The sequence below is a fragment of the Desulfatibacillum aliphaticivorans DSM 15576 genome, from assembly GCF_000429905.1.
GTDB lineage: Bacteria > Desulfobacterota > Desulfobacteria > Desulfobacterales > Desulfatibacillaceae > Desulfatibacillum > Desulfatibacillum aliphaticivorans.
The window spans coordinates 102,238-126,216 of the sequence record NZ_AUCT01000009.1 but is presented as its reverse complement, the minus strand read 5'-3'; the positions used below and the strand labels follow the sequence as shown (position 1 = coordinate 126,216).

Below are 23,979 nucleotides of genomic sequence, written 5' to 3'. Positions count from 1 at the left end.
GGGTGTTGAAAGTAAATGCGGTTTGAAATTGTAATGGAGGGTTTACGGCTTGCGAATATTGAGTTTGCGCATGCGGGCGCGCAAGGTGCTGCGTTCCAGACCAAGGATTTCAGCCGCGCTGTCTTTGCCGCTCACTTTCCACCCGGTCTGATCCAGTACTCGCTTAATATAGTCGCGTTCAACCTGTTCCAGGGTTTGATCTGGCCTGGGCGCATCCTTGCGCGGGTTTTTAAGAGCATCCACCAATCTCAGCTTGGGGCCGGAGGAGTTGATTACGGCCCTTTCGAGGACATTTTCCAACTCGCGAACATTGCCGGGCCAGTGGTATTGACACAGTATATCCATCACGCCTGCCGGGATCATCTTGATGTCTTTACCCAGTCTTCTTGAAATCCTATCAATATAAAAATTTACCAACAGTGGGATGTCGTCCAGGCGTTCACGCAATGGCGGCATGGTGATCGGGAAAACATTCAGCCGGTACCAAAGATCCTCCCGGAAAGAACCTTTTTGGACCTCGGCCTGGAGATCGCGGTTGGTGGCGGCAATGATGCGCACATCCACCTTTTTGGTTTCGGAACTGCCCAGGCGTTCGAACTCCCCGTCTTCAATCACTCGGAGCAGTTTGGGTTGCAGTTCCAGCGGCAATTCACCGATCTCATCCAAAAACAGGGTCGCGCGGTCGGCGACTTCGAAACGCCCCAACCGCCTGGATTGCGCGCCGGTGAAGGCGCCTTTTTCATGGCCAAAGAGTTCGCTTTCAATCAGATTCGAAGGCAGGGCGGCGCAATTCATTTTGACCAGGGTGCGTTTGTTGCGCAGGCTTGTTCCATGAATAGCGCGGGCCGCCAATTCCTTGCCGGTTCCGGTTTCTCCGAGAATCAACACGTTTGTATCGGTGCCGGCGATTTGTTCCACTTTATAAAACACATAATTAATGGCATCGCTCTTACCGATAATGTCTTCGTGGTTGTAGACCAGTTTGATTTCATCCTGAAGATAGGCCCTCTCGGCTTCGAGCTGCTCCTTGAGTTTTCGTATTTCGGCCGTTCGCTCTTCAACCAGATCCTCAAGGTGTTTTTTATAGTATTCGCGTTCGGTCACATCCTCGATGGCTAGTAGAATCAATTGGGTTTGATCTCCTTGATCGTAGATTCGCCTGGCGTTCAGATGCATGATCTTGCGCCCGATGGTTTCAAAATCATGTTCCACTTCAAAATCGTGAAAGCCGGCATTTTGAGGAAGGATATCTTCCAGCAATTCTCTTAAGTCGGGGATGTCCCATTGCCGGTTGCCCAGATCGTATATCAGCACGCCCTCGGTTTCGGAGGGTTCGACTCTGAATATCCGGTAAAAAGCGGAATTGGCCGTTACGACTTTTAACCTGGAATCCAGAAGGATCAAGGGTTCGCGAATTGAGCCCAGGATGCTCTTATGAATTTCCAGAAAGATTTTTATCATTGGATGATTCCATCTTTGTCGCAGTTAGGCTTAAGAGTAAAATGATTGTAGCGGAAAATTTAGATGGCATCAATTATTTTCCCAAGGGCCGATGGGAGTATACCTCGGACCAATCTGTTGCTTTGAAAACCTTGGCTTTTCGCATCTGTTCATGGGCATTACTCTTTTTGTGTTTTATGAGGTCAAGTTTCACGCACGAGCACACTAAGGCCAGCGGTATTCAGGGCATGATTCAACAGCCGTTGAGTATCGGCTTCATTGTCAATCTTTAGCGCACTGTCGGCCAGCCCGCGCGCCTGCTGCATGGTAAAGTTTCGGATGGTCCATTTGATGCGCGGCAGGCTGGAGGGGGTCATGCTCAGGGAATCAACCCCAAGGCCGATGAGCAGAAGGGCGGATGCCGGATCCCCCGCCATTTCACCGCATACACCGACCGGTTTGTTTTTACGATGGGCTCTTTGGACGATATCGTCAACGACATGGACGACGGAGGGGTGAAGGTTGTCGTTGAAGCCCTGCCCCCAAGGGTTGCTTCTGTCCATGGCGAGAAGAAACTGGGTGAGGTCATTGGTTCCAATGGAGAAAAAATCAACCCGCCTGGCCAGTTCGGCGATGACATAAACGGCTGAAGGCACTTCGATCATGGCGCCGATCTGAGGTTTTGCAGCGGCACGGCCTTCCTCCGTGAGGTCTGAATAGGCGCGGTCCAGCAGGCCAAGGGCCGCGTCAATCTCATAAATCCTGCTGATCATGGGGAAAAGGATCTGCAGATTCCCGATTCCGGCATTGGCGCGCAGCAACGCCCGCAATTGGGTCAAGAAAATCTCGGTGTGATCAAGGGTGAAGCGTATCCCGCGCCGCCCCAGAAAAGGATTGGTTTCAGCGATGGTGAAAAATGGCAGTTTCTTATCGCCCCCAGCGTCCAGGGTCCGGATCGTCACTGGTTTTGGCGCGAAAAATTGCAGCAAATCCCGGTAGAGCCGGTACTGTTCCTCCTCTGTGGGAAGCGTGTCGCGGGCAATAAAGAAAAACTCCGTGCGGTACAGGCCCACACCTTCATATTCTTTGGCGTTCATTGACAGATCATCGGCGTCCACCCCCAAATTGACATGCATTGGAATCGGCGCCCCATCCAAGGTTTGTGCTGGCAGCTGACGCAGTGTTTCAAGTTGGGCGGCGATGGCCTGTTCTTCCTGAATGAGTTGCCGAAACGCCTCGATATCCTCAGGCGAAGGATTGATGCAGACGGCGCCCTGGAAACCATCCAGCGTGATTTCGCAACCTTCGAAATTGGCGATGACCAAGTCTGTCAGGCACATTACGGCGGGAATGCCTATTGCGCGGCAAATAATCGCCGTATGGGATAATGGCGATCCTTTAACGCTGACAATGCCGGCCAGCTGGTCGCGGGGAACGTTTGAAATTTCGGCCAGACTGACTTCCCATCCCGCCAGGATGCATTGCTTTGGGTATGTCCTGGACCCAGGTGCGGCCTGCTGTAAATGGACAAGAACCTGCTGGCCGATGGTTCGGATATCTTCGGCGCGTGCAGCAAGATAGGGATTCTCCATTTTCTCAAAAACTTGCGCCATTTCGGAAATGGTGTCTCGCAGCGCCCCTCGCGCCCATTGGCCGTTTCGGATACGCGCCGTCGCACCGCTGGTCAGCTTATCTGATTCAAGCATCATCATGTAGGCATCGAACAGGGACAGCGCCTCGTCTGCCAAATGGATGCGCATGCGTTCCTTGCCTGCATGTAATTCGTTTTTGGCGGCGATCAATGCAGCTTGAAAGGCATTAAGTTCCGATTGGATATCCTGTGCGATGCGGTCTGGCGTCGATTGTAAATCCGCAGGTTGGGAGAGCACAATATTACCCGTCGACAGGCCCGGCGCGCAAGGGATTCCAAGAATACGCATTCTTCCGCGAGAAGGTTCACTCAGCCGCCGGCTTAATTCCCATTTGGCCAGAAGGTGATGTATGGCCTCGCCAAGCTGAAAAGCCAGGGTCGAAAAAAAAGCTACATCGTCATCGCTGAAGCTGCGCCGTTCAAACCTTTGCGCCGCCAGGACGCCTACGGCCCTTCCATGCTGTATGATGGGCACGCCCATGAATCCGTAAAAAGGCCCGTCATTTATATTAGATATACCCTGGAAGCCGGGATGATCGGCGGCATTTGACAAGTTGATGACTTCTTCATGCGCCGCCACCCATCCCACCAGTCCTTCGTTGCTCCCGACCTGAGTATTGCCGATTGCGTCGGACATCGCGCCGTCAAACGCCATGAGGTTAAACCGGCCGTTTTGTTTGTCACAAATATAGACGGAGCATGCATCCGCCCCCATGAACGATCTGGAATGCTTCACGACCAGCGACAGCGCCTCATCCAAATGCGTCGTGTTGTTGACCTCGTTCACGATTTGTCTTGAGCTTGTGACCATAGGAACGGCTCCCAATCTAATATGAGTCTTCCAATGGCGCGGCGGCCGCCAAAGACGATCCCCTTTGGGGTTTGTCAGCGATCATGGCTTCCGTGGTCATGAGGAGGCCGGCCACGGAAGCAGCGTTTTGAAGTGCAAACCGTGACACCTTGGTCGGGTCTATGATTCCGGCCTCAATTAGATCTTCATAAGTCCCTGTTTCAGCGTTGAATCCAAAACTGCCTCCGCCCTCCATAATGCGCGCAAGCACTACCGGCCCCTCAAAACCGGCGTTAGCCGCGATTTGCTTGGCCGGGGCTTCAAGGGCGCGTTTCATGAGTTCGACGCCAAGTTGCTCTTCTCCTGGGAGTTTAATCGTTGCAAGGACCGTCATGGCGCGCAGGTAGGCAACACCTCCCCCCGGGACAATGCCTTCCTCCACGGCCGCACGGGTGGCGCTGAGCGCATCATCAATCCGATCCTTCTTCTCCTGCATCTCGAATTCAGTTGCCGCCCCCACATGGATAACGGCAACGCCTCCTGCCAGTTTCGCCAAACGCTGTTGCAGTTTTTCCTTGTCGTAATTATCGGTTGTCATTTTTATCTGGGCCTTGATCTGACTGATACGCCCGTCCAGGGCCTTGCGGTCGCAACCGCCTCCGATAATCGTCGTGCTGTCACTACTTACAGTAATGCGATTGGCCGAGCCCAGGTCCTCCAGGAGCACCGTTTGCAAATCGAGACCCAGCTCCTCGGTGATAGCCCGGCCGCCGGTCAGGATGGCGATGTCTTCCAACATGGCCTTGCGGAGGTCACCGAAACCAGGAGGCTTCACGGCCGCGCAACGCAAGGCGCCGCCCATTTTATTGACCACCAGAGCAGTCAATGCATCTCCATCCACATCCTCGGCCATAATCAGTATGGGCTTACCGGTTTGGATGACCTGCTCCAGAATGGGCAATAGATCGCGCATGCTGCTGATTTTTTTTTCGTGCAAAAGGACATAGGGATCTTCCATGTCGGCCTCCATTTTGACCGTGTCTGTGACAAAATAGGGGCTCAGATAGCCGCTGTCGAATTGCATCCCCTCGACAATGTTGAGCGTTGTCTCCATGACCTTGCCTTCCTCTACCGTAATCACTCCGTGTCGGCCGACTTTTTCCATGGCCTCGGCGATGAGGTCGCCGATTGCGGAATCGTTGTTGGCGGAAATAGCCCCGACCTGGGCAATATCTTTTGTATCCCTTATTGGTTTGGACATTTTTTTTAGCTGCTCCACCACCAGGGCGACGGATTTGTCGATCCCCCGCTTTATGGCCATGGGGCTCCCGCCGGCAGCCACGAGCTTTGAGCCCTCCCGATAGATGGCCCGGGCCAGGATGGTCGCCGTGGTCGTGCCGTCTCCGGCTTCATCCGAGGTCTTGAAAGCCACCTCCATAACCATTTGCGCACCTATGTTTTCAAACCGGTCCTCCAATACTATTTCCTTGGCGACAGTCACCCCGTCCTTGGTTATTTTGGGAGAGCCCCAGGTTTTATTTATGAGCACATGACGCCCTTTGGGCCCGAGGGTAACTTGTACCGCGTCAGCCAGGTTGTTAATCCCCTGCATCATTTTACTTCGTGCTTTTGCGCCATATTTCATTGCTTTAACTGTCATTTTAGGGTCTCCTTCAGTTCACTTGGGAAATAGCACAGGCGGTTTGGCCTCCTCAGCGTTTCTTGCTAAACGGCTGGCAGCCTAATGCCGGAAATTGAACCATTCGTTTTTGAGTGCATAGTCGCAGTGATTTCTCTGCGTGTCCGGGCTTTCAGGTCTTAAGCAATCCAAGCAACGACAACATGGAGCGCAGTTCCTTTAGTTTAAAAGGCTTGAAAAGCCACCCGTCCACCCACCATGAAGCCATCATTGCGCGGCAATAGGCTTTATGACGGCCCGTCATGATGATTGTTTTGGTGTCAGGCGCATCCTGTTTGACTGTTTGGGTCAGATGGTAGCCATTCATGTCCGGCATCTCCAAATCCGTGATCAATAGTTCGTATGAGCCGGCAGTGAGTTTGTTCATCACGTCAGGTTGCCCTTGGGCGGTTTCCACCCTTAAAAATCCAAGCAGTTCAAGCAGCTGGACCACGTATTCAATGATCGTGAAGTCATCATCAACCACTAAGCATCGGGTTGGCTGAAAGCCCGATTTTTGTTGCTTACAACCAGCCCCCTGCCGACAACTCACCGCTGAAAGCGAATCCATGTCGACTGGCTTAATTGTTTCGCATTTCATTTTTCTCTCCATCTTCTCGATTTTGAGTATTCTTATGACTTTCGTATGTTACGCAGCATTTTGACCATCTTGGGCAATGCCTTTCCTTCTAATGAAGCTGCCGCGCAGCAGCCAGCCCATGAAAATGCCTGCAGACAGGATCAGGAACAGCAGCAATGCCAAGGGCATGGATAGCGTCCAGAATAAAAATCCAAGCTCCATCACCGCAAAATTTTGAATGATGAATACAAATACCAGTCCGGCCATGATCATGCCGACGGTTAGTTTAACGTTCATGTCTATCCTCCTTAGTCTGAAGCAGTTTTTCCACTGCAGGCGACTGCAACAGAGGGCGGCTGCACCTTATTATGCCCGCCTGTACCTGTTTTAATTTTTGTTTTCGGAAGCATCGCGCATAGATCATGAGATGCTCCTCGGGAAAACCCGTTGATGGCGTCGAGCACTGGCTTTAATAGATCGTAGGGAGACTGATCCTTAGATGGACCGCCAAGGTAATAGACCCACCCGTTTGATTTGGCCGCCATCCGTTCAATGCCGTTTCTGCCGAGTTCGTCCCAATTGTAAGCGACAATGAAGTGCTCAATATCAAGGCTTGTTATAATTGCAGCCGCTTCGGGGGTGACATAGGAGCCCAATGTCGAAACCAACGCCGGTTTACCCATGTCCTGGAGAAGATTGTAGAATGCAAAATAGTCAAAGACGCCCTCCACCAGAATGATTGTCCGGTATTGCCGGATATATTGGGCAGCCTTTTCAAGGCCGAAAAGACGCGCTCTATCGGAAAGGGGGACTTCTCTGCTCTGTTGTTTAAGCCAACGTACGCCCCTATCGCCCGGGTTTCTGCCGGCCAATCCAGTCGTGAGAGATGTTGAATCACAAATAGGAAACACTATCCGTCCAGCTAAAGCATCACAGTAATTTCTAGAAAACGGATATTTACGACTGAAGTCGATCTGCCGGCAATAATATCCATATCCTTTTACGCTGTTGTCGTTTAATAATCTGGCCAGGCCGGCATCCGTGACGGCGCTGAATGTTTCGTTCTTTTTTTCAAAGCGTGGCAGGAAGCTGTCTACCAGCGCCCTGCCTCGGTGCTGTTCATCGCTATAAGGAGGGGCGTAGCCGATGTTGAACTTGCTTATGGCGTCTTGTCCAACACCCCGGCTGGCAAGATATTCCCAAATGTGTTTGAACCGGTTTTTATGCGAAACCAGAAGGCCATTGTAAAAGCTGGCGGCCTCATCCAAAGAGGCGGCATTCTTTTGATCAAGTTTCAATGGTTCGATGAATACAACCGGAACATCGGGCTCCGGCGTCTCGTCAGGTTCAGGAATGGAGGAGACCCTGCCGGCGTCAAACTTGAAGTCAGCCATCCCCAGATGCTCAGCCCAAACCTGCTGCGCCTTTCCGGAACGACATTTCCTGCGCAGCATGATCAGGTCATAAATATCCCAATCGCCTTTGCAGGCGCCGAAGCAATGGAACCGGACCTCATCATCCTTGTTGACATAAACCCTGAAGCTGTTTTCGGTGTCGGCGTGGAAAGGGCACTGTGCGTTGTACCGATTCTTTCTGACTTTCGTGAAACGAACGCCAAGCATCGCTTCCGCATAATGGATGATGGCGTCAATGCTCGCCGCCGGTTTTATGTCCTGGCAAGTTTTCATAGTTTCTCCAGATTAAAAAGAATTCCAATCAACGCCATTTCCCCTTTGCTCGTTTCCAGCCGCCCTTCCTGATGGCTAAACAGGTGATAAGGAGGCCCTTCAAGGCGCAGCCGCCAGCATCTGTCTTAGCTCCTCGCCCTGAACGCTTTCCTTCTGCGAAAGAAGACGGGCCAAATCATCGAGGACTGTTCGCCGCTCGGAAAGGATTTTGCGTACGCGCTGATGGGCTTCATCGACGATCCGTGTGATCTCGTCATCAATTTGCGCGGCTTTGGTTTCGCTGTAATTTTTGCCAGTGGAAAAGCCTTCCGGCATAAACAGCGCCTTGCGCGGACTCCCATAGCTTACAAGGCCCAGCAGATCGCTCATGCCGTACTCCGTGACCATGGCCCGGGCGATGTCGGAGGCCCGTTGAAGGTCATTTTGCGCCCCGGTGGATATTTCATTAAACACCACCTCCTCCGCCACCCGTCCGCCCAAAAGAACGGCCAAACGATCGATCAACTCCGAGCGCGTCAATAAATAACGGTCTTCCGTGGGCTGCTGCTGGGTATAGCCGAGGGCCGCTATTCCGCGGGGAATGATGGAAATTTTATGAACAGGGTCGGCATGCTCGACAGATTCGGCCACAATGGCGTGTCCGGATTCATGAAAGGCGACGATTTCCTTCTCCTGCGCAGTCATCACCCGGTTTTTTTTCTGCAAACCCGCGACCACCCGGTCAATGGCCTCGTCGAAATCGGCCGAATCCACGGTTTCTTTATCGTTGCGGGCCGCCAGCAGGGCGGCTTCATTAATGATGTTGGCCAAGTCGGCGCCCACAAAGCCTGGGGTTCGGCCGGCGATCCTGCGCAGATCCACATCGGGTCCCAATGTTACGTTTATGGAATGTATTTTTAAAATGGCCTCCCGTCCGTTGATATCCGGGCGATCCACCAAAACCTGCCGGTCCAGGCGTCCCGGGCGCAGCAAGGCAGGATCCAGAATTTCCGGCCGGTTGGTGGCGGCCATGATGATGACGCCTTTATTGGCGTCAAAGCCATCCATCTCCACCAGGAGCTGGTTCAGGGTTTGTTCCCGTTCGTCATGTCCGCCCATCACATTCATCCCCCGGGCTTTGCCCAGGGCGTCCAGTTCGTCTATGAAAATGATACAAGGCGCTTGCGCCGCAGCCTGCGAGAACAGATCGCGAACGCGGGCCGCCCCCACGCCGACGAACATCTCCACGAATTCGGACCCGCTGATGGAAAAGAATGGCGCCTTAGCCTCCCCGGCCACGGCCCGGGCCAGAAGGGTTTTGCCGGTTCCAGGAGGGCCGACCAGGAGCACCCCTTTGGGTATTCTCCCACCCAGTTTCTGAAATTTTTCAGGGGTTTGAAGAAACTCCACCACCTCCTCAAGCTCTTCCCTGGCCTCATCGATTCCGGCCACATCGGCAAAAGAAACCTTGGTATCAGTTTCCGCAAAAATTTTTGCTTTGCTCTTGGAAAAAGACATGACCCCCATCCCCGTTCCCATCTTTTTCATGGCAAACCGCCAAATCAGGAAAAAAATGCCAAGGGGTAGAACCCAGGACAGGAGGCTGCTCAGAAATCTATTTTCATATCGTCCGGAATAGCTGATTTTGCTCTCATCCAGTTCCTTCACCAGGTCCGGATCATTCACCCGAACGGTCGTAAACGCTCTTTTGGGCGGCCCTGCAAGCGTGCCTTTGATGCTTTCAGGCCGGATGATCAAGTCGCTTACGAGGCCCTGACTAACATATTGTTTAAATTGACTATATAAAATTGCTTCTGTTTTGGGGGAGAACAGCAACGGTTGCAGATAGGAAAATGCAATCATGGCGAAAATGAAATACCAGATGCTGAAATGCTTCTTGCCTGGCAACCCGGTCTGTTTTTTCGGATGATTGCCGAAGCCGAAAAATGAGCGCAGCTTGTCCACAAGACTGATGAATGGGTCTTTTTTGTCATTGGATGCCATGTTGATATTCCTGTGCGTCAAATTTAGTGTACACTCCTGACGATTGTCTTCGCCTTGAACCGTGATCTCCACATACTGAATGAACAGAGACCCCGTCCTTCATTCGACCTTATTCGGACGATCACCGGCGAGATATCGTTTATACTGCTCCATGGCCTTGGCAATCTCCTGGATCGCCTCGTGGATTCCCTCGGTGCTGTGGCTCAACTGATAAGCCTCGCTCTTCGCCTTTTCACTTTGCACTTCAGATTGTATCTTTTTCAAATTCCGAGCGCGCAATTCGAGCTTCATTAGATGCGCATCTTCCGTGTCGCTACGGATTTCGGAACTGATCTGTTGGATCAGTTCGTCAGCCTGCGCCAAAACGTGTTCGATATTTTCGAATTCCAGATTCGTCTGCATGAACGTCCTCCCCGGAGGATGCTTTCTCGCCATCGCCTGTGAATGCCGGCGTGCAATTCCCCGCATCCTGTCCAAACGGTTATGCCGCGAAGTGCTTCTTCTCCCAACACTCGCGATTACGGCGCCGGCGGAGCCTGCGTCGGCCCCGAATCGGCGGTTTTAATGTAGTGATAAAAGTCGCTGTCCGTGGTGAGAATCAACACGGAGTTCGGATTGGTCCTCTCCTTGTAGCTTTCAAGGGTGCTCAAAAAAGCATAGAATTCCGGATTTTTATTGTAGGCTCGCCCGTAAATCTGCGTAGCCTCGGCGTCGGCTTTGCCTTGGACCTCTTGCACCCGGCGGTAAGCGGTGGAGCGTATCCGGCGCAACTCTTTTTCCATTGTCCCTAAAATCTCGGCGCTGCGTCCCTCGCCTTCGGAGCGGAACTGCGCGGCAATGCGTTTGCGCTCGGAAATCATGCGCTCGTAGACCTTTTCGCGAACGCTTTCCACATAATCAAGGCGCTTGATGCGGACATCCACCAGCTCGATTCCATATTGCGGAATGATCTTTTGCGCTTCCGTCAGTATGGTGCGGGTGATCTCCTCTCTTCCACGGGCAATCTCCCTTTTAAGCTCTTCTTCGCGCTCTTTGGGGACCTCTTTCAGGGCTTCGTCCTCGGGCGCTTCCCACGAGGCGCTGCGCACAAGCTCCACGAGTTCGCTGCTCGACACCTGGTCGCGCACCACGGAATCGAGGATGTCGTTCAGTCGCGACTGAGCGCCTTCTTCGCTGGCCACGTTCTCCAGGAATTTTTTCGCGTCGGAAATCCGCCATCTGGCGGTGGTGTCCACCCAGATGAACTCGCGCCCCTTGGTGGGAACCTGGTTCGGATCACCGTCCCAGACCAGCAGGCGCTTTTCAAAGCGCCGGACCTCCTGTATAAAGGGCATTTTCATGTGCAAGCCCGCCTCGGTCACCGATTCCCCAACAGGCCGGCCGAACTGCACGACAATGGCCTGCAGGCCCTCTTCCAAAGTGTATAGGCTGCTATAGAGGACGAAAACGATCACTATCGCGATCGCGATGGTTATTGCTTTGACGGTAAACTTCATGGCTGTCCCCCTTTTGCCGGTGGTTGCGTGCCGGACTCAATTGGAAGCCATGGCACCATGGCCTTCTGGTCCTGATCCACGATATAGAGTCCTTTCATATCTGATAGGAATCCTGTCATGGCCTCCAGGTACAACCGTCGGCGAGTGACCTGCGGCGCCTGTTGGTACTGTCCCAAAATGGCCTCAAAACGGGTGGCCTCTCCTTCAGCCCGGTTGATACGTTCCAGTGCGTAGCCCTCGGCCTCGCTTATGCTTTGCGTAGCCACACCCCGGGCTTTGGGGATTTCGCGGTTGGCCTGTTCCTGGGCTTTATTGATCGTTCGCTCTCTGTCCTGGCGCGATTCGTTGACCTCATTGAAAGCCGGCTTGACCGAATCAGGTGGAGTTACATCCTGCAGTTCCACGGTAACCAGGCGCACGCCGGACTCATAGGACGTCAGAATTTTCTGGATCTCGGTTTTGGCTTCACTGGCAACCGCCACTCTTCCGGTGGTCAGCACATCGCTGCCCAGACGGTTGCCCACCGCCCGGCGCATCACCGCCTCTGTGGTGTCGCGGATTGTTTTCGATGTGTCGCGAACCTGGAAAAGGTAACGGATCGGGTCTTCGATGCGGTATTGGATGATCCACTGGACATCGATGACGTTTAGATCTCCGGTGAGCATCAGCGACTCATCCTTGTATTCGCCGCGCGTATCATAGCGGGTCTTTTCACCAGGGACGGTGGAAACCGAGACCGTCCGAAACCCGAACTCCTCTTTGAGCACTCGAGCGGTGGGCAGCAGACGGACTTTTTCGATGCCATAAGGCAATTTGAAATGCAGTCCCGGACCAGCCGTGCGTATGACCTTGCCGAAACGTTGTACGATCCCCGTCTCCTCGGGTTGAACGGTGAACCATGCGGTCCATAAGACCATCACCACCAAAACGGCGGCAAGGATGAGGAGCGGCCCCCCTTTGTATCTTTTTAACTGCTGCCGTATTCTCTCCAGCACGTCTTCCAGCGGCGTTATGGATCCCTTTACGGGGTGATTCCATTCAGTCATAACTTACCTCCCGCTCATGAACCGATCGACTTCATCGATGCGTGTTTGGTCCAAGGGAATAACACGAATCCTAATTCCCATTGAATATTCACTTTTCTTGTTCAAAGAATGTGCAGCTCGCATATCCTCCTATAATGGTAACCGTATATGGCCAGGGTGACCGCCAAGGAAAGGAGCCGGGGTCTCCGCGTCAGGGTCCACGCCAACAGCCGCCAATATTGGAACCTTTCTTTCCCCAAAACGCCCAACCGCAGGCAGGCGCGCCAAAACGCGAAGACTCGCTGCCAATCTGCTGAAGAGGTAACCGAGGGCTCTTTGAGCTCCTTTAAAATATGCCTGACCCGCTGATAATAGTTTCTGGGCGAGTAGATATGCTGCATGATTGCTCGGTAACCATCGGTAAGTTTTTCCAAACCCATAGCCGGGATGATATTGGTTCGGCCATCCACGTTATCGCCGGAAAAATCCTCGTATACGCGCTGTTCCCCTGCAAGGCGCTCAAACAACCGGGTTCCCGGAATGGCTTGGAGCATGCCCACCATGGCCGTTACAATCCCGCTTTGCTGAATAAAATCGATCTGGCGTTGGAAAATCGAAGGCGGATCGCTGTCAAAGCCGACGATGAAGCCTCCCATAACCTGCAATCCTGAGCGATGTATTTTTTTAACGTCGCAAAGCAGATCCCTGTTTGTATTTTGCGTCTTGCAGCATTCGGCGAGGCTGTCAGGCTCCGGCGTCTCTATGCCGATAAAAACGGCATCGAATCCAGCCTCGGCCATCATGTCCATGAGTTCCGGGTCATCGGCGAGGTTAATTGATGATTCAGTAAAAAAAGCGCACCCTTTTTTGTCCTGGCGCCATTTGATAAGGGCCGGGAGCAGATGCTGCTTAAGTGAACGTTTGTTGCCGATAAAATTGTCGTCCACAAAAAAGATGCTGCCGCGCCAACCCTCCCGGTAAATTGCGTCCAGTTCAGCGGTTACTTGCTGCGGAGTCTTGGTGCGCGGCTTGTGTCCGAAAAGCGCCGTGATATTACAGAACTCGCAATTGAAAGGGCATCCTCTGGAGTACTGAATATTCAACGACGCATAGCTGCGGATATCAATCAAGCTCCACAACGGGATAGGGCTGGAGCGTATTTCAGGATAATCTTCCGCCCGGTAAAGCTGTTTCGGGCATCCGTTTTTCAGATCTGTAAGAAATGCGGGCAGCGTGGCCTCAGCTTCATCTAAAACCAAATGGTCCACCTGCCCGAAATCGTTAGGCTGCGATGTGAAAAGCGGCCCGCCCGCCACGATTTTCAAGCCCTTGACCTTGCACCGATCGATGACCTGAACGGCTGACTCGCGCTGAACAGCCATTGCGCTGATAAAAGCCATGTCGGCCCATGCCAGATCGTCGTCGCCAAGAGCTTCCACGTTGAGGTCGACAAGACGCATTTGAAATTGTTCCGGCAGCAAGGCCGCGACCGTGATCAGGCCAAGCGGTGGGAAGGCCAATTTCTTTCCGATAAAGCGCAGCGCGTAAGAAAAAGACCAAAACGTATCGGGAAATTTAGGGTATATAAGGAGAATGTTCATTTCATATGGCTCCTTTGCCGCACAGCGGAATTCTATTTGTGGTCTCTGATCGAATAAACGGCATCCATTCCCTCTCCACGGGATACCGTGAAAATGCGGGTTTCCAACGGGTTGCATAAAAGCGCTTGTGATCCCAACAAAACGCTGAATTGATGAGACGCTATATGATGATCCAGTTTTTCACGTGTTTCCCACTCCCCCAGCAGGCAGAAACGATTTGGATCTTCAATGTCAATAAAAACGCCATGGCTTATGCACCCTGCCGTATTTTCCGTCGGCTCGATCATGGAGAGAAGGGTTTGCGTCACTTCCAATTGTTTACTTGGGATGGCGTTCATGGTGATTTTAATGATGATCATTATGCTAACCTCTCTGAAAATGCCGGCCTTTTCCATTAGTCCACGATTTCAATCAAAGCCTGTTCGGCATCCAATGGCGCTCGTTGGTCAAAATAAATGCGAACCAACTCCACTAACGAGTCTATGATTTCCTCTTTTGGAATCAAGGCATTCATTGTGTTTTGAACTCGAGAGTCTGAGCACCCCTCCTCATTAGCCCTCGAATGGGCTGCAATAAGGTCTATCGCTCTGTAATGCGCATCATAAGCCGCTTCATGCTGCTGGTCTGGATCAGCAGATAATTTACTCTCCCCCATGTCTAATCCTATAATTATGGGGCGAACCAGCGGTTGCTCCATTTGGGTGAACCGGCCTCTCCAAAAAGGAAATTTAGGGCTTTGATCTGTTACTACTAAGATCAATCTTCGTGCCAAATATAGACTATTGGCACATTTTGTCGCATCATGCTGATTTATATGGGAAACAATTATTGAAAATACTTGCGGGGCTAATCTGATTGGTCTTGGAGTTTAGGTCACATTTAACCCATGGTCATATATGACCCTTCCGCAGACAAGGAAAATCCAGCGGGCGGCTTGCGGCTTCTATGTGCATAAAAAAGCCCTCCCGTTTACCCTGCCTTTGGCAGTGGTGGGAATAGCTTTTTCAATGGGCATAATTACATATGGCTATCCGCAAAGGTAAAAATAGTGTGGCGCCAACGAAATCAAGAGGTCGAATCGAAGTGACTGCTGTCCGGTTAAAAGTTATTAAAATTCAAGGATAATTGATATAGATCGCCGCGTATAGACCCTGAATCAGGCGATTTAAAGAGTTCATAGAGATTTTTCCGGTCCATGGGCGTGAGTTGAAGCAGTTTAAGCATTCGGGTCAATCCACAGCATTTTTACATGTTAACTTGATGACCTGCTCCGATGTAATCCCCTGGTTTTTTGGGATGTCCCGGCGTTCGAGTTCTTTCTACTTGAAGTTCTTTTTGAGGCGGTTCACGAAAAACTGCTTGTTTCCATGCCAGTTTTTAAGCCAAGTGAGATCCACATAAGCCCTGTCCTCGACCAGAATATGTCCTTGGGGCATCTGGCAGAAAAGCATCGCCACAAAATGATCCCAGGAACTGAATCCTTTAGCATGTTTCTCCGAGCCATGATGAAGCACCAGGGCGTGAAACTGGTTCCGATTGAACAATCCGGTGAGTTGACTGAACAGGCTTGCATGACGTATCATGTCTGCATCCTCCTTGGTTTGTGGGATCGTGTTTCTGTGTGGCAACAAAAACATGCCCTCTAAGGAGGATTTTTTCAATGACTATTATGACTTGCCTTTCAAATCCTTATTTTGGACAAGAGTGATGGAATGAGTAAGTTTTCCGGCTACCAATGGGCTACCATTCCGTGCCGACTACATGCGTAACATGCTGAAATTACAGACCCCATGCACACCATGCACAAGGCCGATTTTGAAACAGTTCGACGAGAGAATAGCGTTTAAAATTAAATGGTTATATGAAAATTTTTTGCCCGATTTTTTCGGAATGGGGTTCAAGGGGTCGGAGGTTCAAATCCTCTCGCCCCGACCAAAAAAACAAAGCAAAATGAAGATCTTGGGCGATCGGTGAAAATCACCGCATCGCCCTTTTTCTTGCCCGGCTGCCAATGGGCTGCCATAAGCCCTATTATCAAGCCATTTATAACATTTCTTGATTAATATATAACCACTTAATATATTTGATAAATTATCGTATTCAGTCCAGGGGTGATATCTAAGACATATTTTGTTAGAATTTCAAGATTCATTTTTCTTTAATTCTTGTATTTATCATGATTTCAGATAGATAAACTAAAAAACAACCCAATTGGATACATGGCTGCCTGAAAGGCCGCTTGTCATAGGTTCAAGGGGGCGCTGGTGCATTTTGCCGTACTCTCCATAAAGAAGCTGCGGAAGTATGAAGAATTTGTCTGGCATCGTTCTTTTGCATTATTCCAAAAAGCCTTGCATAGTCTTCAGATTCCATGGTTTACTTAGCAATCCCGTTTGAGACTTGTCATTCTATGGCGGTGGACGAAGATGACGCCAATTGCCGGACAATCATGAAGATTATGCCATGTTCTTCGAGCATACTGGTCCCTATGCACTCCCTGCGGATTACACGCCAAGGCGGCCCGAACATTTTTGTGTTCGCCGAATCGTACTTGCAAAGGGCGCCCGCACGACCCAAGAGCGAAGAAACTATATTGCCAAGATCATTGCCTTGTATCCTGAGGCGGAAATCATCGAAAAGCCGGATACGCCCCACAACCGGATTGCTCCTAATCACAAAAATCTCGCATCTCGCCTTAGACTGGGGAAGCAAACCCTTGTTTTCGGGGAGCATAAAAGTGCTGTGCGTTTCAGCAATGAAGCGAGCAATATCTGCCCGAACTACTGGCATTTTTCCCCTTACGGATTCTGCTTTTATGGTTGCACCTACTGCTATCTTTCCGGAACGCGAACATTTGTTTTCTCACCGGCAGTTAAAGTGTTTGTCAATCTTTCTGAAATTCTGAAGGAAATAGACCGGCAGGCGTATAAGCAGGGCAATGTGTGCGCTTTTTATTTGGGAAAACTGCAAGACGGCCTGGCCTTGGACCCTTTATGCGGGACGTCCCGCGTCTTGGCGCCATTTTTCGCCGCACATCCATTCGCCCGCATGACTCTGCTGACCAAAAGCACTGACGTGGACAACCTTCTTAACCTTGATCACCAAGGCCACACCATCCTTTCCTGGAGTGTGAATCCACCGGAAATCCACGACCGCTTTGAGCGCGATGTTCCTCACCCGTATCAGCGGATACAAGCAATGCAGCGATGCGCTAAAGCCGGATATCCTGTGCGCGCAGTGTTGATGCCCATCATACCGATTGAGGGGTGGGAGGAAATCTACGGCAGATTCCTTCGTGAGTTGTTGCTGTCAGTGCCCCTGCAGCGGTTGACAATGGGGGGCATCTGCACCTACCCGGACGCTAAACGCCTGATGGAGGAGAGCATTGGGGAGGACAACCTGATCAGCCAGTCCATCCATTCAACCACCATGCGTCAGGCGGATCATCGGGCCAGATTTTCGAAGGAATTGAGGATAAAGCTCTATAGCGCATTGTTGGATGCGGCTCGTGAAGTTCGGCCCGACCTGGACGTCGCATTGTGCCTTGAAGAGGAGGAAGTGCTGAACAAAGTCGGGTTGTCTGCAAGTCAAGGACGGTGTAATTGTCCATTTTGATGGCTTATATTACCTAATGCTTCCTGAAAAAATCAAAAAAGGCAAGGCGCAGGTATGCTTTTGGGCTCGGGAGGTGTACGGATTTTTCCATCCCATCACTTTCCACGCCCCCTCCAAAAGGCCTATGGTCTTCCATGCCGCTCCCAAATACTCCATCGCCACTCATGCCCGCCCCAAAAAACAGGCGCAAAAAAATGGCGGTTAGCCATTTTTTTCAAATTCATCACAAGAAAAGTCCGCATGAATCCTGTTTCGCTGGTGCAGGCCAGCTTGGTCATGTCCCTGCCCAACCCTATCGCCTCTTACCCTCTCCAAACTTTCCTTCCACCGGAATGGTAAGAGGCCTGTACTGGCAGCCGAACAGGACTTTGACGATAGCCGCCCGCACCACTTGTTCCGCGCTCATGCCCTGAGCGCCTGTTCCGGGAGTATTGGCCTCGCACTCACAAAGATCTTGATAAGCCTCCTCATAAATGGCAGGATGCAGATCCAAAATATGGCTGATAGCCGCCAACTCCCTGGCTTGTTCAAAATCCTTGTGACAGGCGGGCGTCAGCGGCATTTGTTTTTGACGGATTTCGCGCATTCTGGTTTTGGCTCCTTTTTTGTTTTGGTTATGATTTTAGTTGGTTGGCGCTTTCTAAATACCATATCCATCAAGAAAAATCCATCCCATTTTGCACGATTTTCGTTTTGATACTAATAAGTTATCCTATATGGACAGACACTAACTATAACAGCTTGGCGCCCATCTCGGCTACGGCGGAGCGTTCGCCCCGGACCAGGGTCACATGCCCGGCCACTTCCTGCTCTTTAATCCGCTCAACCAGGTAGGTCAGGCCGTTGGAGTTCTGGTCCAAATAAGGATGGTCGATCTGTTCCGGGTCTCCGGTGAACACGATCTTGCTTCCCTCTCCCACCCTGGTCACCAGGGTTTTGATCATCTTGGGCGTGATGTTCTGGGCCTCGTCGCACAGGATGAATTGCCTGGGGATGCTGCGCCCCCGCAAGTAGGTCAGGGTGTCCATGTCCAGAACGCCCCTTGCCACCAGTTCTTCGAGCACGTCCCGGGGTTCGTCCGCTTTTTGGAACAGGTATTCCAGGTTATCGTACACCGCCAGCATCCACGGCTTGAGCTTTTCCTCCTTGGATCCCGGCAAATACCCCAGGTCCTCGCCCATGGGCGTGACCGGGCGGGTAATCAGAAATCGGGAATACTCGTTTTGCTCCACCACCTTTTCCAGGCCGACGGCCAAAGCCAGCAGGGTCTTTCCCGTTCCGGCCGTTCCCACCAGGGTCACCACCCGGATGGAATCGTCCAGCAACAGCTCCAGGGCAAACTTCTGTTCCTTATTCCTGGCCTTGACTCCCCAGTTGATGGAATCGCTGAAATTAAGCGGAATCAGGTAGCCGTCCGCGTATTTGGCGATGGCGGACTGCGAGGGGTTGGCGGGATTTTTCAATATAACGAATTCATGGGGCATGAGGGGAGGTTCCGCCTCCCAGGCAAGACTCTGGGCGCGGTAGAATTGCTCAATGTCCTCGGCCGTGGCCTGAATTTCCCGAACGCCCTGATACAGGTTGCTGTAATTGACCATGTCGTTGGTGAAATTCTGGGCCGTCATGCCCAAAACGTCCGCCTTGATCCGCAAATTCAGGTCCTTGGTGACCGTGATTACCGGCCCTTCGCTTTCCTTGGACAGGTTGTAAGCCACGGCCAGGATGCGGTTGTCGTACTTGTCCAGCGAAAGCCCCGGCGGATAGTCGTGGGTTGAGTGATGGTTCAGCTCCACCCGCAAAATGCCGCCTCCCGGCAAGGCCACGCCCTCCGCCAAATTGCCGTTCTGACGCAAAGCGTCCAGCCTGCGGGATGCAATGCGCGCGTGCCGGCCCACTTCATCCTGCCGTCTTTTCTGATTGTCCAGTTCTTCGATGACGGCGAAGGGAATTACAATGTGATTGTCTTCGAAAGCAAAAAGGGATTCAGGATTGTGGAGTAGAACATTAGTGTCCAGTACATAGGTTTTTTGCATTAGGGGTTTCATCTCCGGGGGTTAGGGATTAAACGAAAACCAGCCTCACGCCTACATACAAAATTTGGATTAAGGTTCTGTTAGAAAGATTTATTCAGCCGGCTTGCCGAAGACTCTGATGGAGCCCTTCAAAGCCTGCTGCCTTATGTTAAATGATCTATGGTTTTCCAGTCCAAACCCAGCAGCGCGGCGCATTCCCGGTCCACGGCAAGGGCGTCGGCGCCTGCAACCAGTTTGCCGACGGGCGGGCTGCATGTTTCTCCGCCAAGGTGGTAGTCCGCAAGCCCCACGCTGGCGTCCACCAGGGTAAAGTCCGGGGTTCGGTATTTGTTCAAGTCCTTGATGGACTGATGCATATTCTCATGAAATACGGCTTTTCTCCAAATGCCGTGACTGCCCGAATAATACTGGGGCGGTGCAAAACCCATCATGCTTTTTAAGCTGCACGTAATGCCGGCGAGTGAATGGGCCTTAAGCACGGGAACGGAAAGTATAAAGTGGGTGAAAGCCATTTCAGGCAGGAAAATGTCAGGGAAGAAATTGCACTCCGGATCGGTTAGCCGCCTTAAAGGGGCGTAGTTGAGGTCCACCAGCTCCACATCAAGCCGTCCTGCAATCTCATGGTAACCAAGACGACGAAAGATGTCCGTCGTCTCCATGGACGGCTCGCCGCATCCCTCGGCGATCACAATGGAAGCATTGGAGCAGGACCGGACGAAATCCACAACGGCCGCGCAGCACTCGGGTCTGGTTGTGACGGGAAAGGGCGAGGAGTTAACCAGGTTGGGCTTGACGAGGACCTTCTTCACGCCTTGCAGCAAATCCGGCAGGCCGGACTCCTTCAGAGCCTTGGGCACGGACTTTGCATAAGTATCAAAATCACAAATAGTGCAGCTCAAATTCAGCCCTTTCTCTCTTCTCCCAAGCTTTGGAGGCATCATATCCTAATTGCCTTCGGCAAGAAAGGGGAAATTTGCTCAGCCTGTTTTGGCTGAATTTTAGGCGCAATATTAAAAGGTTGAGGGGATGATGCCAAAAGCCCATCCCAAAGGCGCAATTCCATGTTCTTCTTTTTAAATAAATCCCATTTAGGAACGGAGTCCATAGCATGAACTTCAAAAAAACAGCCATTATTTTGACAGCCCTTCTGGCGATCGCCTCATGCACCTCCCAGGAAGAAAAACCGCCGCCAGACCCAGTCACAATTCAACTCAAGTGGGTGCATCAATCCCAATTCGCCGGATTTTATGTAGCCAAAGAGCAGGGATATTACGCCGAAGAAAATCTGGACGTGTCATTTCTGGCGGGCGGGAACGACGTGGATTTGGCGAAATCCGTTATTTCAGGGCAAGCCCAGTTTGGGGTTTTTGCGCCGGAAGACGTCATGATCAAGCGTTCCCAGGGCGCGCCTTTAAAAGCCATTGCCGCAATTTACCGGCGCAGCGCCGTGGTCTATTTGTCCGAAAAAAACTCGGGCATCCTCCGTCCCCAGGATTTTGTCGGCAAAACCATTGCCGCGGCCGGATCCGCCGGAGGCGTCCGGGATTTTGAACTGCAATTTAATTCTCTGATAAAAATATACGGATTGGAACCGTCCCAGATGCACATGCTGGAATACGACCCTTCTTATAAAGGATTCATCAATGGCGATATTGACGTTACGGCGGCCTATCTGACCGGAGGAGTCATCAAACTTCAAGAAAAAGGGGTAAAATTCAACATAATCTGGCCGGGCGATTTTGGAGTGAAGTCCTATTCCGATGTTTTCGTGACGACGGACGCCTTGATCAAGGAAAAGCCGGAATTGGTGCAGCGCGTCCTAAGGGCTACGCTAAAGGGCTGGAGGACGGCCATAGGAAATCCTGAAGCCGCCGTCCAGGATGTTATGAAATACGCTAAAGTCAAAGATATTAAGGTTCAAACCGGGATGATGGAGGCGCAAATCCCGCTGATCCATACCGGCGAGCATCATATTGGCTGGATGAAGGAGGATGTCTGGCGCGCCATGTGCGACCGCCTATACGAACAAAAAATACTGCCGACCCCTTTGGATGTGAAATCCGTCTTTTCCATGGAATTCCTGCAATCCGTATATGGGAGCGATAAATCATGACGCTTTCAAAAAGGCTCTCGATATTTTTTCTTTTCATTTCACTCATTCCCTTGCTGACTGTAGGCGCCATCGCATACATCAGCGGGCGCCAAACCATACAGACCCAGGCCATTAACCACCTTTATTCCACCAATATCCTCAAGCAGGCCGAACTGGACGCATGGCTGCAGGAAAAGGCCGCTTTCCTGGAGCTATCGGCCAACTCCCATTATGTAAAGACCCATCTCCCCGAAAATATGTTGATAAACGACGATTTTCCCCAGCTTGGAATGGAGAAGAAGAATCAACTTAGAAGAGATTTTTTTGCCCCCTATTTGAAAAATGGCGGTTTTTTTGAATTGTTCATTATGGAGCCGGCAAAAGGAAGCGTTATTGTGTCCTCAGATCAAACCCAGGAAGGCAAAATCAAAAAGGACCGGCCGTTTTTTAGGGAAGGAAAAACCCGAACATCCATTCAAAACGTATACTACAGCATGTCCATCAGGGAACCGGCCATTACCATCAGCGCGCCTTTAAAATCCCTGGATGGAAAATTAATGGGAGTCCTTGCGGCCAGGGTGGACATTTCAACGCTCTCCAATATCATTAGCAGACGCAGCAGCATGCTGAAAACGGAAGACACATACCTGGTCAACAAGTTCAATTTTTTTATTACGGAACCCCTGTTTGGCGAGAACTACGCCCTAAAAAAAACCATCCACACGGAAGGGGTGGCCCTGGCCTTGGAAAAGTCGGAGGGCTTCGCCTTTTACGAAGATTACCGGGGGACGCCTGTTATAGGAGCCTATCGTTGGGTCCCCGACAAGGAATTGGCCATAATTACGGAAGTGGATCAGAGAGAAGCCTATGCGCCAATATACAGACTTAGAAAAACCATTGCGTTTTTCGGGCTGGTCATAGCCTTTGCCGCCGCTTTTTTGGGCCTGACTTTCGCCAGGACCATCACCCGGCCGTTGGCGAAACTGGCGCAAAGCGCGGGGGTGATGGGCAAGGGCGACCTGGAGACGGAAATCGCTTTGTCGGCCCAGGGAGAAATCGGAAGCCTGGCCCGCAGCCTGGATCAGATGAGGAAGGAACTAAAAAGCACACTGGTTTCCAAAGATAAACTTGAGCGGGAAGCGACCCGCCGCAGGGCGGCTATGGCCGATCTGAAGCGATCCAACAAGGAACTGGAGCAATTCGCCTACGTGGCATCCCATGATCTTCAGGAGCCGCTTCGCATGGTGGCTTCTTACACCCAATTGCTGGCCCAGCGTTATGAAGGCCAATTGGACGAAAAGGCGCAAAAGTATATTAGCTACGCTGTGGAGGGAGCGACCAGGATGCAACACCTGGTCAACGATCTGTTGCAGTTGTCCAGGGTTGGAACCCGCGGGGCGCCGTTTGAACCCACCGACTGCAATGAGGTGGTTCAGCAGGTTCTGAAGGGCTTGAAACGCACCATAGCGGAGACAAAAGCGGGGGTTGTCATTGACGATCTGCCGGTTGTCCAGGCGGACGCCATTCAATTGGGCCAGGTTTTCCAAAACCTGCTTGGCAACGCCGTAAAATTTCGGGGGGAGGCGCCGCCCCAAGTCCGCATTACCGCCGAGAAGCAGAACGAGGCCTGGGTGTTTCAAGTCAGGGACAATGGCATTGGCATTGATCCCAAATTCCATGAACGCATTTTTACGATTTTTCAGAGGTTGCACGAAAGAGGCAAATACGACGGAACAGGCATAGGCCTCGCCATCGCCAAAAAAATTGTGGAAAGGCACGGAGGCCGCATTTGGATAGAATCCCAGGAGGGGAAAGGCGCAAGATTCTTCTTTTCCATCCCGGAAAGAGACCAGAACAAGGAGCATATCCATGGACAACAAGGTTAAAATTCTTTTGGTGGAAGACAATCCTGCGGACGTGGACCTTACCAGGGAAAACCTGGAAGCGTCTAAAATTCTCCACGAGTTATTCACTGTTCCCGACGGAGTGGCCGCCATGGATTTTCTCAAAAAGCGAGGCCGATATTCCGGCGCTCCGAAGCCCCACATGGTGCTCTTGGACCTGAACCTGCCGAAAAAGGACGGCAGGGAGGTTCTGGCGGAAATGAAGGCGGACCAGGATCTCAAGCGCATCCCGGTGATTGTGCTAACATCTTCTTCTGCGGAAGAAGATGTGGTCAAATCCTATGATCTCCAAGCCAGCGCCTACATCACCAAACCCGTGAACCTGGAAGGCTTTGGCAAAATCGTGAAAGGCATTAAGTGCTTTTGGTTCTCCATCGTGCAGTTTTCGCCGGATTAAGGGGTC

The 23,979-nt window shown here is 51.6% G+C and carries 21 protein-coding genes; 4 read left to right on the top strand and 17 right to left on the bottom strand.

Annotated features, from left to right (window positions below; all coding sequences use genetic code 11):
* Nucleotides 1-42: 42 nt before the first annotated feature.
* The 14 genes from G491_RS0110425 to G491_RS36280 all read right to left on the bottom strand — a co-directional run bounded on the left by G491_RS0110425 (nt 43) and on the right by G491_RS36280 (nt 15,515).
* A complete protein-coding gene (locus G491_RS0110425) occupies nt 43-1,461 on the bottom strand; it encodes a sigma-54 interaction domain-containing protein (protein ID WP_028314555.1) in 1,419 nt (472 codons plus the stop codon).
* A 182-nt stretch (nt 1,462-1,643) separates the two neighbouring features.
* Nucleotides 1,644-3,902, bottom strand: a complete 2,259-nt coding sequence (ptsP, locus tag G491_RS0110420) for a phosphoenolpyruvate--protein phosphotransferase (RefSeq protein WP_028314554.1) — start codon at nt 3,900-3,902, stop codon at nt 1,644-1,646.
* 16 nt (nt 3,903-3,918) lie between these two features.
* Nucleotides 3,919-5,541, bottom strand: a complete 1,623-nt coding sequence (gene groL, locus G491_RS0110415; protein ID WP_028314553.1) for a chaperonin GroEL — start codon at nt 5,539-5,541, stop codon at nt 3,919-3,921.
* Nucleotides 5,542-5,692: 151 nt separating this feature from the next.
* Nucleotides 5,693-6,160 (bottom strand): response regulator, encoded by a 468-nt coding sequence (locus tag G491_RS33710; RefSeq protein ID WP_051327168.1) that lies wholly within the window; start codon nt 6,158-6,160, stop codon nt 5,693-5,695.
* A 48-nt stretch (nt 6,161-6,208) separates the two neighbouring features.
* On the bottom strand, nt 6,209-6,436 hold the full coding sequence (locus tag G491_RS0110405) for a lipopolysaccharide assembly protein LapA domain-containing protein (protein ID WP_028314552.1): 228 nt from the start codon (nt 6,434-6,436) through the stop codon (nt 6,209-6,211).
* Between the two features lie 11 nt (nt 6,437-6,447).
* Entirely contained in the window at nt 6,448-7,827 is a 1,380-nt protein-coding gene (locus G491_RS0110400) for a CHC2 zinc finger domain-containing protein (RefSeq protein ID WP_028314551.1), read from the bottom strand.
* Between the two features lie 99 nt (nt 7,828-7,926).
* The gene (gene ftsH / locus G491_RS0110395; RefSeq protein ID WP_035218438.1) at nt 7,927-9,810 is read right to left on the bottom strand and encodes an ATP-dependent zinc metalloprotease FtsH; all 1,884 of its coding nucleotides are present in this window, start codon (nt 9,808-9,810) and stop codon (nt 7,927-7,929) included.
* A 99-nt stretch (nt 9,811-9,909) separates the two neighbouring features.
* On the bottom strand, nt 9,910-10,212 hold the full coding sequence (locus G491_RS0110390) for a hypothetical protein (RefSeq protein WP_028314549.1): 303 nt from the start codon (nt 10,210-10,212) through the stop codon (nt 9,910-9,912).
* 116 nt (nt 10,213-10,328) lie between these two features.
* On the bottom strand, nt 10,329-11,306 hold the full coding sequence (gene hflC, locus G491_RS30270; RefSeq protein WP_035218435.1) for a protease modulator HflC: 978 nt from the start codon (nt 11,304-11,306) through the stop codon (nt 10,329-10,331).
* Complete coding sequence (gene hflK, locus G491_RS0110380; RefSeq protein WP_028314548.1) at nt 11,303-12,352, bottom strand: FtsH protease activity modulator HflK; 1,050 nt, start codon at nt 12,350-12,352, stop codon at nt 11,303-11,305. Before hflK ends, hflC begins: the two co-directional genes overlap by 4 nt.
* A gap of 101 nt (nt 12,353-12,453) precedes the next feature.
* Nucleotides 12,454-14,049, bottom strand: coding sequence for a B12-binding domain-containing radical SAM protein (locus G491_RS0110375; RefSeq protein ID WP_248635367.1), 1,596 nt, complete (start codon nt 14,047-14,049; stop codon nt 12,454-12,456).
* A complete protein-coding gene (locus G491_RS0110370; RefSeq protein WP_028314546.1) occupies nt 13,965-14,291 on the bottom strand; it encodes a putative quinol monooxygenase in 327 nt (108 codons plus the stop codon). The genes G491_RS0110375 and G491_RS0110370 overlap by 85 nt, the downstream gene beginning before the upstream one ends.
* Nucleotides 14,292-14,326: 35 nt before the next feature.
* A complete protein-coding gene (locus G491_RS0110365; protein ID WP_028314545.1) occupies nt 14,327-14,629 on the bottom strand; it encodes a hypothetical protein in 303 nt (100 codons plus the stop codon).
* Between the two features lie 622 nt (nt 14,630-15,251).
* Nucleotides 15,252-15,515: a DUF4372 domain-containing protein gene (locus G491_RS36280; RefSeq protein WP_028314544.1), complete on the bottom strand. Its 264-nt coding sequence runs from the start codon at nt 15,513-15,515 to the stop codon at nt 15,252-15,254.
* A gap of 853 nt (nt 15,516-16,368) precedes the next feature.
* Here G491_RS36280 and G491_RS35405 point away from each other — a divergent pair.
* Nucleotides 16,369-17,547, top strand: coding sequence for an SPL family radical SAM protein (locus tag G491_RS35405; protein WP_157468172.1), 1,179 nt, complete (start codon nt 16,369-16,371; stop codon nt 17,545-17,547).
* A gap of 292 nt (nt 17,548-17,839) precedes the next feature.
* Here G491_RS35405 and G491_RS0110330 read toward each other — a convergent pair whose 3' ends face one another.
* From G491_RS0110330 to G491_RS0110320, 3 genes are all read right to left on the bottom strand, one after another.
* On the bottom strand, nt 17,840-18,133 hold the full coding sequence (locus tag G491_RS0110330; protein WP_028314540.1) for a hypothetical protein: 294 nt from the start codon (nt 18,131-18,133) through the stop codon (nt 17,840-17,842).
* A 145-nt stretch (nt 18,134-18,278) separates the two neighbouring features.
* Complete coding sequence (locus G491_RS0110325) at nt 18,279-19,580, bottom strand: PhoH family protein (RefSeq protein ID WP_028314539.1); 1,302 nt, start codon at nt 19,578-19,580, stop codon at nt 18,279-18,281.
* Nucleotides 19,581-19,723: 143 nt separating this feature from the next.
* Complete coding sequence (locus G491_RS0110320; protein WP_248635365.1) at nt 19,724-20,479, bottom strand: DUF362 domain-containing protein; 756 nt, start codon at nt 20,477-20,479, stop codon at nt 19,724-19,726.
* A 209-nt stretch (nt 20,480-20,688) separates the two neighbouring features.
* Here G491_RS0110320 and G491_RS0110315 point away from each other — a divergent pair, with 209 nt between their 5' ends.
* The 3 genes from G491_RS0110315 to G491_RS0110305 are packed head-to-tail and all read left to right on the top strand — an operon-like array spanning nt 20,689 to nt 23,973.
* Entirely contained in the window at nt 20,689-21,693 is a 1,005-nt protein-coding gene (locus G491_RS0110315; RefSeq protein WP_028314537.1) for an ABC transporter substrate-binding protein, read from the top strand.
* Nucleotides 21,690-23,558, top strand: coding sequence for a sensor histidine kinase (locus tag G491_RS33705; RefSeq protein WP_051327167.1), 1,869 nt, complete (start codon nt 21,690-21,692; stop codon nt 23,556-23,558). Before G491_RS0110315 ends, G491_RS33705 begins: the two co-directional genes overlap by 4 nt.
* Entirely contained in the window at nt 23,542-23,973 is a 432-nt protein-coding gene (locus G491_RS0110305) for a response regulator (RefSeq protein ID WP_028314536.1), read from the top strand. Before G491_RS33705 ends, G491_RS0110305 begins: the two co-directional genes overlap by 17 nt.
* Nucleotides 23,974-23,979 lie beyond the last annotated feature (6 nt).